This is a genomic window from Shewanella sp. DAU305 (assembly GCF_026802235.1).
Taxonomy (GTDB): Bacteria; Pseudomonadota; Gammaproteobacteria; order Enterobacterales; family Shewanellaceae; genus Shewanella; species Shewanella baltica.
On record NZ_CP113808.1, the window covers coordinates 2,528,764 to 2,544,493 of the forward strand.

Consider the following 15,730-nt stretch of genomic DNA (forward strand, 5'->3'; position numbering starts at 1 on the left):
GCCTTTTTGTTCATTTGTTTCAATGTCATGTGCTTCAAAAGCATATTCAGTTGTGCTAGCTGGCTACACTGTCCAAGGTAGTAGCTTTTGAGCTACGCGGTCGGCTTGGCCTAAACGAATGGCGGCACGATGGCGCATTCGATACAAGGCTTGGTAGCACAAGGGCACTAAGTACAAGCTAGTCAAAGTCGAGAACGACAAGCCACCAATAATGGCGATTGCCATGGGCGAATACGGCGGGCCGCCGCCACCGATTTGGGTTTCACCCATCGCCAGTGGAACTAAGCCCAACACTGTGGTGCCCACTGTCATCAATACTGGGCGCAAACGCGTGATACACACGTCTCGAATGATGGCGGACAATTTGTCGAGATCCGGCGTCATCTGGTTAATTTGATCCACCAGAACTATGCCGTTATTCACCACAATTCCCATTAAAATCAATATGCCTATCATGGCCATCACAGAAATAGGCGTGCCCGTGATGAACAGCGCCCAGAATACACCTGTGATAGAAAATAGGATTGAAGTGATAATCGCCGTCGGTAATAACAGAGACTCAAACAGCGCCGCCATAACGATGTAAATCATCGCGACAGCCAATAGCATATTGGTTGCCATCACATTCTGATCTTCATCTTGACGCTCGAATCCACCGCGTAATGAATAGTCGTAACCATTAGGGAAATGGATATTTTCCATCACTTGCTTGATCTTAGTTTGCGCTTCTTCCGTGGTGAGGTTTTCTAAGTTAGCGCCAATCGACAAAGAGGTTTGGCGATTAAAGTGCTTAATCGTATCGAAGCGAGGTTGGATTTCAATCTTCGCTAAGTTATCTAAGGTGTACACCCTTTGGTCGATGCGCACTATCGGTAACTGCTTGAGTTTTTCAAGCGACTTTTGCCACTCTTTCTCATAGGCCATTTCGATGCGCAGTTCGCCATTGGGATCGTGACGGAACGAGCGCAGCGGTGAACCACGCAGTGCCATAGAGATACTCGAAGCGATTTCATTGAGTTTTAAATCTAACCGCGCCGCCATTTGCCTATCGATGCGGATAACCACTTCCTGTTGCGCACCGTTAAGCTCAGAGCGAACATCTTGCATTCCTTTGATATTTTGCAGTAAAGGGATCACTTGTTCGCTTAAGTTAATCAGCTCAGAGGTTGAGCGACCTGTGAGCGTCACGCGCACACCAGAGTTGTCATTGCCCCAACCAAATTGTGGTTTGGCGATCGAATACTTAGGGAAGCCGCTGCGGATTTTCTTTTTCAACTCATCCAATGGCATAGGTAAGTCTTTCTTCAGCAATATCACCGATGAACCATCGTCGGATGAGTAGTAGCTGTAGACAGAATCAATATGAAATTCCTCTTTATTCTTATAAAGATACTCTTCCATTTGATTGACCATTGCCTCAGTGACATTGAGATTATGCCGACCTTCCACTTGATAGTTGATGTAAATCCGCTCCTTGCTCTGGCTGTCTTCTTGATCCTGTTTGACCATAGACAGCGGCAGGGCGGTGGACGCGAGAATGGCCACCGCAATAAAGCCTGAACGCCAAGGCCTCAGCAATACCCAGTTAAGCGTATTGTTGTAGAAGCGCTGTAACTTACCGGCATCCTTTTCGGGCGCGATGTCGAAGTGGAACTTAGTCAACATCAAAGGGATCAAGGTTTTAGCAACCAGTAGCGATGCCGCAAGCGAGATACAAATCGCGATGGCAACATGCTCTAGGAAAATTGTCAGCTCCACTTTCACGCCAAAAATATTGGGTAAAAATACGATGGCAGTGGTCATAGTGCCCGCCAATACGGCGAGGGACACTTTATCGACTCCAGTCATCACTGACTCTTCATTATCCTTGGGTGATTTGCCTTGTTTCTCCTGCAGCACGCTCTCGGTCACCACCACAGCGTTATCAATTAACATACCAATGGCGAGCAAGAGTCCCATCATAGACAGGATATTCAAGCTGTAACCGAGTAAATACATGGCGGCGAGCGTCATACCGATTGAAATCGGCACAGACGACACGACCACTAAGGTCATTTTCAGATTACGCAGGAACAAGTACAGCACCACAAAGGACAGCAGGGCACCGATTAAACCCGAAAACAGTAAGTCCATCAGGGATGATTTAACCCCAGAGGCTTGATCTTCCATGATAAACAAACGAATACCTTGGAACTGTTGATCTTGCTTCGCTAGTTCTATGACTTTTAGTACGCGTTCAGACACTTCGACTAAGTTAGCGCCTGATTCCTTAAACACATCTAAACCGACAGCATAGTGCTGATCTAAATGGCGCCCTTCGATACGCTCTGGCAAGGCAAACTGCACATCTGCAATATCGCCTAAGGTCAATCCTGGGATCAGCACCAGTGCTTTGATATCTTCAAGGTTTCTAAACTCGCCCTTGGGCGACACTTGATAAACGATGTTACTGGCCCTGAGTGTGCCAGCGCTAATCACAAAGTTTTCTCTGCCGAGGCGAGCTTGCAAGTCGGTGGCTGAAAATCCACTGGCGGCAAGACGGTCGGCATTGATGCGCACTTCAATCTGCTTTTGTTCAACGCCGTACAGGCTGACCTTAGAGACACCTTCAACACGTTCAAGCGGACGTTTAAGCTGTTTATCGAGTAAATCGAATGCGCCTGACAGCTCGCGGTCGCTCGATATACGTATCGTGAGCACAGGCATGTCGGCGGTGGAGAATTGGCGGATAAAGACTCGCTCAACATCCTTTGGCAGTAAATGCCGCACCGCATCGATTTTTTCCCGCGCTTCTAGGCTCTTAGTCGCAACGTTTTCACCCCACTTCATGTTGATTTCGATTTCAGAACCTTCTTGGGAAGATTCTGATTCGAGCTCATCAATCCCACCCATAGTGGCGAGGGATTCCTCCAGCACTTTGGTGATATCGCGCTCTACTTCAGCGGGGGTTGAGCCCTTGTAGGGCACTTGCACCACAATCTGCGGAATATCGATACCGGGGAACATTTCCAGCGGTAACAAACGACTCGAGGCGAGACCAAACAGCAAGATAGCAAAGAAGAACATGCTGGTGGTCACGGGACGCTTAATGGCTAAACGGGTGAGGTTCATGGGCGAGCCTCCTCAACGTCATGCGCGATATTTGTTGCTGCAACGTCATACACTTTACGGTCGAACAGGGCGTAGAGCACTGGCAGCACAATTAAGGTCAGTAAAGTGGATAAACTCAGACCAAAGATCACTGTAATCGCCATAGGTGCACGCACCTCTGAACCATCGCCTAACCCCAGCGCCATCGGCAATAAGCCTAAGGTGGTGGTGAGCGTTGTCATCATAATGGGGCGTAGGCGCGATTTAGCGGCGGCGCGAATAGCATCGAGTTTTTCAACGCCTTCACTGCGCAGTTGGTTGATGCGATCCACAAGCACAATCGCGTTGTTCACCACGATACCCGCCAACATGATAAGGCCAATAAACACCACCACACTCAAATGGGTTTGGGTGATATACAGGCCCAGCACGCTACCCGCCAATGCCATAGGCACGGCAAAGAGGATAAGCAAGGGATGCAACAGTGACTCAAACTGACTCGCCATCACTAAATACACTAAGAAAATCGCTAAGATAAGGGCAATTTTGAGTGACTGGAATGAGTGCTCCATTTCTTCATTTTGACCCCCAAAGCGGGCTTGTACCGAAGCCGGTAGCACCTGTTGCGACAGTATTTGCTGCGCCTGTGCCACCGCATCGCTTAAGTCACCGTAGGCGAGGTTAGCCGACACCAGTGCCACACGTTGCTGGCTGATACGGTTAATCGCCGAGGGGCCTAATTGTAATGACACTTCGGCAACCGCACTTAAAGCAATAGGTTGATTGCTGTTCGGGTTGATGATTAAGGCATCGATATCGCTGATTTGATCGCGCTCGGCGAGTTCACTGCGCACCAGAATATCAATCTTACGGTCACGTACCGTGTATTGGCTGGCAATAGTACCGCCAACGCGCTGTGCAATGCGGTTCGCAACTGTTGGCGCATCCATTCCGAGCGCCGCTAACCTTGCATGATCGAAACGGATACTCAGCTCAGGTTGACCATCGCGCAGACTGGTATTCACGTCAGCAAAACGATCCGATGCGGATAATGCTTTGACTAGGCTATCGGCACTGCGCTTGAGCAAGTTCAAATCGTAGCCAGTGAGCTCAATCTCCAGTGGCGTTTTGAAGCTGAATAACTCAGGTTGCTCGATTTTTGCTTCAAGTTCAGGAATGCGGCGCGCGGTATCACGCAGCACTTGAGTGATCGCGTTATAGGCACTGTGATCTGTCAGCACCACTTGTAAGCGGCCCCAGTTTTCACCACCGCGAGCAGTATCCGAGGTCATCAAACCACCGCTACCGGCTTGGCTATAGGCATGTTTGACTTCGGGTCTGTCCTTAATAGACAACGCGAGTTGTTGTAAAACCTTGTCGGTTTCACTCACCGCCGTACCCGGAGGCAATAAGATTTCCACATAAAACTCGCCCTGATTCATCGGCGGAATAAGCTCCATACCTAGGCGAGGTAACAGGCTAATACACGCGCCCGTTATCGCAATGGTGAGCAGCAGCGTGGTCATTTGTTGACGCAGCGCCGAGGCCAGCAGCTTGTGATAAACCTTCTCGATACTGTGATAGACAAAGTTAAATCCTGAACTCAAAGGACGCATGATAAGACCGATTAGCCAGGAGAAGAAGCGGCCTAAAATCAGCACTAAGGTCAACAATGCACTTGGTAAGTAACTAAAAATTAATAGAATAGGGAAGGAGAACACAGTCGCGCTATAGTGTTTAAACTTACCCATTTTCGTGGTGGGTTTATCCTTAGGCGTGGTTTTTATCAGTGCGGGTAAGGTTTTAAAGCCTTCGCGTGATGCCAGCATAGGGATAGAGGTTAAGGCGACTAATAGCGAGGCCAACAGGGCAAACGTGACTGTTAGCGCTTGGTCGGAGAACAGGGCGCCGGCAATCCCATCGACAAAGACTAAGGGCACAAATACCGCAAGGGTCGTCAGTGTGGAGGCGAAAATCGCGCCAGCTACTTCTTTCGTGCCTGTGACTGCGGCGTCTAACTTACTCATGCCTTCGCTGCGACAGCGGTCAATGTTCTCTAATACCACAATAGCGTTATCGACTAATAGACCAATGGCCAGCGCGATACCGCCTAATGACATGATGTTTAAGCTGATATCGGCAAAATACATCATGTTAAAGGTGGCGATGACTGAAAAGGGAATCGAGATGGAAATAATCAGTGTCGGGATGATGTTACGTAGGAACAGGTAAATCACCAGCATAGATAATAAACTGCCCATCAGCGCCGAAGAGGTGACTTCACTGACCGCACTTTCGATAAACTCGGATTGATCGTAAATCACTTCGAGTTTGTTTTGCTTAGGATCTTGATTAATTTTGACGAGTTCATCGCGCAGTTTTTTGGCGACGGCGACAGTGTTAGCATCACCTTCTTTATAAATCGCCAGTTCAATCGATTCTTGGCTACCGATACGGGTGATATCGCTGCGCTCTTTATAGGCATCCGTAATCGTAGCGACTTCGAACAAACGTACTAAGGTTTGCTCGTCGCGATAGACGATCACTTGGCCAAGTTCATCCAATGAATTGAATTGGTTAAGTGTGCGCACTAAGTATTCGCGATCACCTTGGATCACTTTACCGGCAGAGAGGTTGATGTTTTCCTCATTAATACGACGTTTAATGTCGTCGGCATTGAGATTAAGTTGCGATAGTTTTTCTTGATTGAGCTGAATGTGTACTTCTTGCTCTAAACCACCGGATAAACGCACGGCGGCGACGCCAGAAAGCGCTTCTAAGCGACGCTTAAGCTCTTCTTCTGCGTAGGTGCGCATTTGCTTAAGATCGGCTTCTGAGGCATTGGGTACAGACAACGCGAGACGCATGATCGGGTCAAGGTTGGGGTTAAAACGCAGCAATAATGGCTTTTTAACGTCCAAAGGCAGGGCGATAGTGTCGAGTTTTTCGCGCACATCTAAACTCGCCATGTCCATTGTGGTGCCCCATTCAAACTCGAGCACTACATCTGACATGCCTGAGCGCGAAATAGAGCTGATTTTACGTAAGCCTTTGACCACGCCAACGGCTTCTTCAATCGGTTTAGAGACGAGCTGTTCAACTTCTACTGGCGCCGCACCGTCATACATAGTGCGGATGGTTAATGTGGGATAGCTTAAGTCTGGCAGTAACTTCACCGCTAAGCGGGAAAATCCCACCATACCGAATAAAATCACTGCCAGCATGAACATCCATACCGTGACTGGCCGTTTAACGGAAGTGCTGATAATTGACATGAAAGGCTCCTATCAGTTCTTAGCGGAATCAAGATCGAGTGGGGTGATCACTTCGACTAAGGATTGGTCTTTCAAGTTTTGCTGGCCACGGGTCACGACTTGTTCACCTGGGTTAATGCCTGCAATCACTTCTACAGAGTCACCTTCACGGTAGCCAATTTCGACTTCACGGCGATTAGCATTAGTGCCATCGATAACATACAGAGCTTGCCTGTTATCTTGGTTAATCAGAGCGCTGTAGGGAACGGTAATCACGTTTTCATGGGTGTCATACTTAAGCTCAACACGGGTAAACATGCCTGCTTTTAGGCGCGCCTCTTGATTCGGTACGGCTAATGTCACTTTAAACGTGCCACTTTGTGGGTCAACAATCGGGCTTATCCGTAGCACTTTGGCATGGATAGCATTTTTACTTTGTTGATTGCTGAACACTTGTGCTTCTTGGCCGAGTCTTAAGCTGGCAAGTTGTTGCTCTGGCAGATGGACTATACCGTGGAGTTCATCTTGATTGACTATGTAGAACAAGTCGCCAAATTCCTTCGCCATGTTGCCTGCTTTCACATAACGTTTAGCGACGACGCCGCTAATAGGGGACAGTACGCGGCTTTCTTTGACTTGTAGCTCGGCAAGATCTTTCTTGGCGATGGCGGCTTGCAAGTTATATTCAAGTTTGGCCATCGAATCTGCGCTGATAAATTCTTTGTTGCCCATTTTCTTCAGACGATTCAATTCCTGCTCGATAATTTTTACTTCGGCTTCTGAGCGGTCTAAATCGTATTGCTGTCTTTTGGCATCGATAACGGCGAGCACTTGACCCTTCTGCACGCGGTCACCTTCTTCAACGGCCAATGATTCAATGAGTCCAGAAATGCGGCTGACGACATTGGCTTCTTGAGGTGCTTCTAAGGTGGCTGTTGTGCTGTAGAAAGATGAAACGTTTCCTTGCATCACTGTGGTGGTTTCGACGGGAATGGCATATTTTTCTTCTTTTTTAGCCACTTCTTCCTTACCACAGGCTGCTAGCATTGAAATCATTAGCAGGGGTAGGGCGAATTTAGCAATGTTTGACTTTTCCATAAGTGTGTTACCTGTTGTCTTTATTGTGATGCCATTTGATAGCAGAAACCGTGCCAATATTAAATATAGCTTAATTTCATATAGTTAAGCTGTATTTAAGTTAAGGCTAATGTGCGGATTTCACTAAATGTAGCTAAAAAGTTTAAAAAGTGATGAGAATAACTAAAGGCGGTTAACAGCGGTTACGCAAGTAGGCAATTGCAACAATGTATTTTGTCTAACAAGGGGAGTGTCAAAGGGGGATTGTTTGATATGAAAAAAGCGCCCTCAGGCGCTTTTTAATGCGTAAGTCGTGGGACTTAGCGTTTGTCTTGTGCGACGAAATCACGCGCAGTTTCGCCAGTGTATAACTGACGTGGACGGCTGATTTTGTGGCCTGGTTGATCTAACATTTCTTTCCAGTGTGCAATCCAGCCAACAGTACGTGCCAGTGCGAACAGCACAGTGAACATACTGGTTGGAATACCAATGGCTTTCATGATGATGCCAGAGTAGAAGTCGACGTTTGGATACAGCTTCTTAGAAATGAAGTATTCGTCTTCAAGCGCAATGCGCTCAAGCTCCATTGCCACATCCAATAGTGGATCGTTAACTTTCAGTTCTTTCAGCACTTCGTGACAGGTTTCACGCATAACTTTGGCACGTGGGTCAAAGTTTTTGTAAACACGGTGTCCAAAGCCCATCAGACGGAATGGGTCGTTCTTGTCTTTAGCACGTTCAATGAATTCAGGAATGCGGTCAACTGAACCGATTTCTTCTAACATTTGCAAACAGGCTTCGTTAGCGCCGCCGTGTGCAGGGCCCCAAAGAGACGCGATACCCGCTGCGATACACGCAAATGGGTTAGCACCTGAAGAACCGGCTAAACGTACGGTTGAAGTCGATGCGTTTTGTTCATGATCCGCATGTAAAATGAAGATCCTGTCCATTGCACGTTCAACGATAGGGTTAACTATGTATTCTTCACATGGCACAGCAAACATCATGCTTAAGAAGTTGCCCGCATAGCTTAAGTCATTACGTGGGTACACGAATGGCTGGCCTGAAGAATACTTGTAGCACATGGCTGCTATCGTAGGCATTTTTGAGACTAAGCGATAAGCGGCGATTTCACGGTGACGTGGATCGTTAACATCCAGAGAGTCTTGGTAAAATGCAGATAATGCACCCGTCACACCACATAACATGGCCATAGGATGAGCATCACGACGGAAACCTCTAAAGAAGAAGGCTAGCTGCTCGTGAACCATAGTGTGGGTTTTAACTGTATGTACAAACTCAGTATATTGCGCTTTTGTCGGCAGTTCACCGTAAAGCAGCAGATAACACAGGTCTAGGTAATCGGAGTCAACGGCGAGTTGATCGATTGGATAGCCACGGTGTAACAATATACCCAGATCACCATCAATATAGGTAATTGCAGATTCACAGGAGGCAGTCGCAAGAAAACCTGGATCAAAAGTGAAGTAACCTTTGCTGCCAAGTTTACTGATGTCGATTACGTCAAAACCAGCGGTTCCCTGCTTTACTGGCAATTCTATCGAGTCGTTCCCTGGTAATTCTAATTTGGCTTTTAAATCAGCCATACCCCGTTCTCCTTACTTAGTTCTTATCTGTGAGTGCGGCATGTCAAACCGCCATTACTTTACAGCCATTCTAGATCACATTTCAATTTAAATAAGCGTTTAAATTTGTTAGACCATGGTATAAATGCCTTTACTTTCCCATGCGGAACTGGCACTTACAGTAAAAAATCGTCAAAAAAACATAATTTGCATTCTGTGATGTTTGTATTTGACATTTGCCGCGAGTATACTTGCCTCGCCCAATAAGGGCCGCAAACAACGATTATAAAGCACCCTTTGTTTACATGTTAAATGAGTGCGTGCTCAGATAGTTAACTGTTTGTTTAAACTTTGCTTTTGTGTTTACTTTTGCCGTGATTCACATCCCAGTTTAAAGTTTGTACAAAAGCGGTTCACATAACAAAAAAAATGCTCAATGGAGCTGAGTGAGCAGAACGTGAAAAAGCAAAGACCTGTCCATTTAGATCTGCAGACCATTCGCTTTCCTGCAACAGCGATTGTGTCAATTCTTCACCGTGTTTCCGGTGTCATCATGCTGTTCGCAGTTGGCATTCTCATTTGGTTGCTAAATTCATCTTTAGCATCAGCTGAAAGTTTCGCTGGCGTACAATCTCTATTCGATAACTTCGTTATGAAGTTCATCATGTGGGGCATTATGACTGCACTGGCGTATCACTTGTTCGGTGGCCTGCGCCACTTAGTAATGGATACCGGTCGTTGGGAAGAATTGTCATCGGGTGCCGCATCAGCGAAAGCTGTATTTGCCTTAACGGTAGCCTTTTCAATCATAGCGGGGATTTGGGTATGGTAACCAATGCAGCAAGTTTTGGACGCAGTGGTGTTCATGACTATATTCTACTACGCGCTAGTGCAGTGATCCTCGCCTGTTACACCATTTTCTTGGTTGGCTTTATTGCATGTAGTTCCCCTCTCACCTACGACGTCTGGCATAGCCTTTTTAGCGCTCTGCCGATGAAAGTGTTTACACTTCTGGCGCTGGTAGCATTATTAGTACACGCTTGGATTGGTGTATGGCAAGTGCTGACCGATTACGTCAAGTGCACGTCGTTACGTGGTGTTTTACAGTTCACCTTTGTCGTTACCGTATTTTGTTATTTAGCGGCCGGCATTGTTATTGTGTGGGGTGTCTAAGTGAGTATTCCAGTACGCGAATTTGATGCTGTAGTGATCGGTGCCGGTGGCGCTGGTATGCGTGCAGCGCTGCAGATTTCCAAAGAAGGTAAAAGCTGTGCGCTTTTATCAAAAGTATTCCCAACTCGTTCTCATACCGTATCTGCGCAGGGTGGTATCACCGTTGCGTTAGGTAACGCCCATGAAGATCATTGGGAACAGCATATGTACGATACCGTGAAAGGTTCCGATTTTATCGGTGACCAAGAAGCGATTGAATTCATGTGTAAAACCGGTCCTGAAGCCGTTATTGAACTTGAGCAAATGGGTTTGCCTTTCTCTCGTTTCGAAAATGGTACGATTTACCAACGTCCATTTGGTGGTCAATCTAAGAACTTTGGTGGCGAGCAGGCTGCGCGTACTGCGGCAGCTGCCGACCGTACTGGTCATGCTTTGCTGCACTGTTTATACCAACAAAACGTTAAGCATAAGACGCAAGTCTTCTCAGAATGGTATGCATTAGATCTCGTTAAAAACGATGATGGCGCCGTTGTGGGTTGTACTGCGATTGAAATTGAAACAGGCGATATCGTTTATTTCAAAGCCAAGGCAACGATTCTTGCGACAGGTGGTGCAGGGCGTATTTACGCTTCGACCACTAACGCACATATCAACACCGGTGACGGCGTCGGTATGGCAATGCGTGCTGGCGTGCAAATGCAAGACATGGAAATGTGGCAATTCCACCCAACTGGCATCGCCGGCGCGGGTGTACTTGTGACTGAAGGTTGTCGTGGTGAAGGCGGTTATCTGCTGAACAAAGACGGCGAGCGTTTCATGGAGCGTTATGCCCCTAACGCGAAAGATTTGGCATCACGTGACGTGGTAGCACGTTCAATGATGACTGAAATCCGCGAAGGTCGTGGTTTAGACGGTCCATTAGGTCCACACTGTTTACTCAAGCTTGATCACTTAGGTAAAGAAACATTAGAAGCACGTTTACCAGGCGTGTGTGAATTGTCTCGTACCTTTGCTCATATCGATCCGGCCGATGGTCCAATCCCTGTATTACCAACCTGTCACTACATGATGGGCGGTCTGCCAACTAAGGTCAGTGGTCAAGTTATTCGTAAGAATGAAGACGGCACTGAACACGATGTTATCGGTCTGTTTGCTGTGGGAGAGATTGCCTGTGTATCTGTTCACGGTGCAAACCGCTTAGGTGGTAACTCATTGCTCGACTTAGTGGTCTTTGGCCGCGCAGCGGGTCAGCACTTAGGTAAAGCTTTGGATGAGACTGACGATCCAAAAGACGCAAGTGACGCGGATATTCAAGCATCTCTGGCGCGTCTGAATCGTTGGGAAAGCAACAAAGATGGCGAAGATCCAGCGCAAATCCGTAAGGATCTGCAACTGTGTATGCAATTAAACTTCTCTGTATTCCGTCGTGGCGATGCTATGGCTGAAGGTTTAGAGCAGTTGAAAGTGATCCGCGAACGTCTTGCAAATGCTAAATTGTCTGATAACTCTCGTGAATTCAACACTCAACGTATTGAATGCTTAGAGTTAGATAACTTAATGGCAACGGCGATTGCAACGGCTTATGCGGCTAACTTCCGTACTGAAAGTCGCGGTGCTCACTCACGTGAAGATTATTTAGAGCGTGATGATGAGAACTGGTTATGCCACAGCTTATTTGACCCAATCACTGAAACGATGGATCGTCGTGCAGTGAACATGGCACCTAAGTTACGTGAAGCATTCCCGCCGAAGAAACGTACCTACTAGGAGTTGCAAAGATGAAATTGACATTTGCAGTTTATCGCTACAATCCTGACGTAGATACTAAACCGTATATGCAGGATTACACCTTAGAAGTGGCTGAAGGCTCTGACATGATGGTGCTTGATGCACTGATCAAGTTAAAAGAGCAAGATCCGACTCTGTCATTCCGTCGCTCATGCCGTGAAGGTGTGTGTGGTTCTGACGGCGTGAACATGAATGGTAAGAATGGTCTGGCGTGTATTACCCCAATTTCAACCTTTAAAGGCAAGAAATTAGAAATACGCCCATTACCAGGTATGCCAGTTGTTCGTGACTTAGTCGTTGATTTAACTCAGTTCTATAAGCAGTATGAGAAGATCAAGCCTTACCTCATCAATGATGAGAAAGCACCAGCCCGTGAACACTTACAATCACCTGAAGAGCGTGCTCATTTAGATGGTCTGTACGAATGTATCATGTGTGCCTGTTGTTCAACGGCTTGCCCATCGTTCTGGTGGAATCCTGATAAGTTTATCGGTCCAAGCGGTCTGCTTCACGCATATCGTTTCTTGATCGACAGTCGCGATACAGCAACAGAAGAACGTTTATCTGAGCTGGACGACGCCTATAGCGTGTTCCGTTGCCACGGCATCATGAACTGCGTTGACGTTTGTCCAAAAGGTCTTAATCCGACTAAAGCAATTGGTCATATTAAGTCCATGCTGTTGAAGCGAGCAGTGTAATGCGAGAACCCGAGCTGAAACCAATAATAATATAGCTCTTGAAGAGTCACTTTCTGGTAGCAGAAGGTGACTCTTTTGCGTATGTAATGGAAGACAACGCGCCGTATATCTGGACATCTAGGGGCGGCAGAAATTATGCGTCGAAGGTAATCTCTACAGACTGCATATTTAATACTATGGCTAAGCACGTGTATAAAGTTTGAAAGGAATAGAAATGCACCAAGGCATCATGAAAGCCTGGCTCGAATCATCTCACTTAAGTGGTGCAAATTCGACCTACGTAGAAGAGATGTATGAAGCCTATCAAGAAGACCCACAGTCAGTCGCTGATGATTGGCGTGCGGTATTTGATAATCTCCCTCCTGTGAACGGTGCCTCTGTTGATGCGCCTGAAGCTGCTCACTCAAAAGTACGTGATTATTTTCGCAGTTTAGCGTTAGAAGGACGCCATAAGAGCTCTGCTCGTGTGACGGATCCTGAAATGGATGCTAAGCAAGTTAAAGTCCTGCAGTTAATTAACGCCCATCGTTTCCGTGGTCACCAAGGTGCTAACCTTGACCCGCTTGAACTGTGGAAACGCGAACCCGTTGCTGATTTAGATCCTGCCTTCCACGGCCTGACTAAAGAAGACATGGATCGTGAGTTTAATACAGGTTCTTTTGCTCATGGTGGCGAAACCATGAAGCTCGCGGATTTGGTAAAAGCGCTGAAAGCCACCTACTGTGGTTCTATCGGTGCTGAATATATGCACATTACCGATACCGATGAGAAACGCTGGATCCAACAACGTCTCGAACCTTCCTTAGGTAAAGCTAACTACGATAAAAGTGTTAAGACACGCATTCTTGAAGGCTTAAACGCCGCAGAAGGCATTGAAAAATACTTAGGTGCTAAATTCCCTGGTGCGAAACGTTTCTCGTTAGAAGGCGGTGATGCGTTAGTGCCTATGATGCGCGAAATTATTTATCGTGCAGGTGAAGCGGGTACTAAAGAAATCGTCGTCGGTATGGCTCACCGTGGTCGTCTGAACGTGTTAGTGAACGTATTAGGTAAGCGTCCTGCTGAACTGTTTGACGAGTTCGCGGGTAAGCATGCCGATACCCACGGTTCTGGTGACGTTAAGTACCACCAAGGTTTCTCCTCTGATTTCGAAACGCCGGGCGGCAACGTGCATTTAGCACTGGCCTTTAACCCATCGCATCTTGAAATCGTTAACCCTGTGGTGATTGGTTCTGTACGTGCCCGTCAAGACCGTCGCGGTTGTAAGGATGGCTTACAAGTCATGCCTATTACTATTCACGGTGACTCTGCAATTGCGGGTCAAGGGATAGTACAAGAGACATTCAACATGTCTCAAACTCGCGGTTTTACCGTCGGCGGCAGCATTCGCATCGTAGTGAACAACCAAGTGGGTTTCACTACGTCTAACCATGCGGACACTCGTTCGACTGAATACTGTACTGATATCGCTAAGATGGTTCAGGCACCGATTTTCCACGTTAACTCTGATGATCCAGAAGCCGTTGCTTTTGTGTCGCAGTTAGCCGTTGATTATCGTAACGAGTTCAAACGTGATGTGGTGGTTGAATTAGTCTGTTATCGCCGTCATGGTCATAACGAAGCCGATGAGCCAAGTGCAACTCAGCCGCTTATGTATGCCAAGATCAAGAAACACCCAACGCCACGTAAGATTTATGCAGACAAGCTGATCGCTGAAAACGTGATGGCTGCTGATGAGGTGACTGGTCTTATCAATAATTACCGTGATGCATTAGATCAAGGTGATTGTGTGGTGAAAGAATGGCGCCCAATGACGCTGCATTCTGTTGACTGGACACCGTATATCGGTCGTGAGTGGGACGAAGCGTATCAACCCTCTATGTCGGCTGAGCGTTTACAAAGTCTTGCTGACAAAATGAGTTATGTGCCTGAAAGCCATCCATTGCAATCACGCGTTGCTAAGATTTATAGCGACCGTCTAGCAATGGCGAAAGGCGAGAAGCCACTCGATTGGGGCTTTGCAGAAACCTTGGCTTATGCCTCGATTCTGGAAGACAACAAGCGCGTACGTATTACGGGTCAAGATTCTGGCCGTGGTACTTTCTTCCATCGTCATGCGGTATTGCACAATCAAAACGATGGCACGACTTACATGCCACTGCGCAACATCGCCGATGAGCAAGGCCCAGTTGATATTACTGACTCAGTATTATCTGAAGCCTCAGTGCTGGCATTTGAGTATGGTTATGCGACAGCAGAACCCGGCGGCCTGACCATTTGGGAAGCGCAGTTTGGTGACTTTGCTAACTGTGCTCAAGTGGTTATCGACCAGTTCTTGTCATCGGGTGAGCAGAAGTGGGGTCGTTTATGTGGTCTGACTATGCTGTTACCCCATGGCTATGAAGGTCAAGGCCCTGAGCATTCAAGCGCCCGTTTAGAGCGTTTCTTGCAAATGTGTGCAAACCACAACATGCAAGTGTGTGTGCCATCTACGCCGGCACAGGTTTACCATATGTTGCGCCGTCAAGTGGTGCGTCCTATGCGTCGACCACTCATCGTTATGTCGCCTAAATCATTGCTACGTCATCCATTAGCGGTTTCAAGCTTGGACGATTTAGCCAGTGGTAGTTTCCAAAACGTGATCGGTGAAATCGATACGTTGGAAGCGAGCAAGGTTGACCGCGTTGTCTTCTGTAGTGGCAAAGTGTACTTCGAGCTACTGGAAAAACGTCGTAGAGAAAATATCACTAACGTAGCGTTAATCCGTGTCGAACAGTTATATCCGTTCCCACATGATGAAATGATCGTTGCTTTGGCTGATTACCAACATGTTAAAGATTTTGTTTGGTGTCAGGAAGAGCCACAGAACCAAGGTGCTTGGTACTCTAGTCAACACCATTTCTGGGCCGCGGTTCCTGCAGGTGCACAGTTAACTTATGCCGGTCGTGAAGCGTCAGCTGCGCCAGCATGTGGTTACCCTGAATTGCACGCACATCAGCAAGAATCTTTAGTGAACAGTGCCCTGAAACTTACAATCACACTGTAGTAATAGACATTTTATAAA

The 15,730-nt window shown here is 47.1% G+C and carries 9 protein-coding genes; 5 read left to right on the forward strand and 4 right to left on the reverse strand.

The window, feature by feature from the left end:
* Window positions 1–63: 63 nt before the first annotated feature.
* From OX890_RS10795 to OX890_RS10810, 4 genes are all read right to left on the reverse strand, one after another.
* On the reverse strand, window positions 64–3,111 hold the full coding sequence (locus OX890_RS10795) for an efflux RND transporter permease subunit (RefSeq protein ID WP_126491763.1): 3,048 nt from the start codon (window positions 3,109–3,111) through the stop codon (window positions 64–66).
* Window positions 3,108–6,365, reverse strand: a complete 3,258-nt coding sequence (locus OX890_RS10800; RefSeq protein WP_126491764.1) for an efflux RND transporter permease subunit — start codon at window positions 6,363–6,365, stop codon at window positions 3,108–3,110. Before OX890_RS10800 ends, OX890_RS10795 begins: the two co-directional genes overlap by 4 nt.
* 12 nt (window positions 6,366–6,377) lie before the next feature.
* On the reverse strand, window positions 6,378–7,442 hold the full coding sequence (locus OX890_RS10805; protein WP_268649199.1) for an efflux RND transporter periplasmic adaptor subunit: 1,065 nt from the start codon (window positions 7,440–7,442) through the stop codon (window positions 6,378–6,380).
* A 299-nt stretch (window positions 7,443–7,741) separates the two neighbouring features.
* Window positions 7,742–9,028 carry a citrate synthase gene (locus OX890_RS10810; protein WP_071939348.1) on the reverse strand — a complete coding sequence of 429 codons (1,287 nt, stop codon included), beginning with the start codon at window positions 9,026–9,028 and terminating at the stop codon, window positions 7,742–7,744.
* A gap of 415 nt (window positions 9,029–9,443) precedes the next feature.
* Between OX890_RS10810 and sdhC the strand changes: the two genes are divergently transcribed.
* From sdhC to OX890_RS10835, 5 genes are all read left to right on the forward strand, one after another.
* On the forward strand, window positions 9,444–9,839 hold the full coding sequence (gene sdhC, locus OX890_RS10815) for a succinate dehydrogenase cytochrome b556 subunit (protein WP_006081982.1): 396 nt from the start codon (window positions 9,444–9,446) through the stop codon (window positions 9,837–9,839).
* Entirely contained in the window at window positions 9,833–10,180 is a 348-nt protein-coding gene (gene sdhD / locus OX890_RS10820; protein WP_006081981.1) for a succinate dehydrogenase, hydrophobic membrane anchor protein, read from the forward strand. The genes sdhC and sdhD overlap by 7 nt, the downstream gene beginning before the upstream one ends.
* Window positions 10,181–11,947, forward strand: a complete 1,767-nt coding sequence (gene sdhA, locus OX890_RS10825) for a succinate dehydrogenase flavoprotein subunit (RefSeq protein WP_006081980.1) — start codon at window positions 10,181–10,183, stop codon at window positions 11,945–11,947. It abuts the gene before it with no gap.
* A gap of 11 nt (window positions 11,948–11,958) precedes the next feature.
* Entirely contained in the window at window positions 11,959–12,666 is a 708-nt protein-coding gene (locus OX890_RS10830; protein WP_006081979.1) for a succinate dehydrogenase iron-sulfur subunit, read from the forward strand.
* 214 nt (window positions 12,667–12,880) lie between these two features.
* Entirely contained in the window at window positions 12,881–15,712 is a 2,832-nt protein-coding gene (locus OX890_RS10835) for a 2-oxoglutarate dehydrogenase E1 component (RefSeq protein WP_268649200.1), read from the forward strand.
* Window positions 15,713–15,730 lie beyond the last annotated feature (18 nt).

Coding starts and splice junctions, on each gene's coding strand:
- OX890_RS10795 (WP_126491763.1), bottom strand. CDS start 3,111: ATGAACCTCACCCGTTTAGCCATTAAGCGTCCCGTGACCACCAGCATG.
- OX890_RS10800 (WP_126491764.1), bottom strand. CDS start 6,365: ATGTCAATTATCAGCACTTCCGTTAAACGGCCAGTCACGGTATGGATG.
- OX890_RS10805 (WP_268649199.1), bottom strand. CDS start 7,442: ATGGAAAAGTCAAACATTGCTAAATTCGCCCTACCCCTGCTAATGATT.
- OX890_RS10810 (WP_071939348.1), bottom strand. CDS start 9,028: ATGGCTGATTTAAAAGCCAAATTAGAATTACCAGGGAACGACTCGATA.
- sdhC (WP_006081982.1), top strand. CDS start 9,444: ATGGAGCTGAGTGAGCAGAACGTGAAAAAGCAAAGACCTGTCCATTTA.
- sdhD (WP_006081981.1), top strand. CDS start 9,833: ATGGTAACCAATGCAGCAAGTTTTGGACGCAGTGGTGTTCATGACTAT.
- OX890_RS10830 (WP_006081979.1), top strand. CDS start 11,959: ATGAAATTGACATTTGCAGTTTATCGCTACAATCCTGACGTAGATACT.
- OX890_RS10835 (WP_268649200.1), top strand. CDS start 12,881: ATGCACCAAGGCATCATGAAAGCCTGGCTCGAATCATCTCACTTAAGT.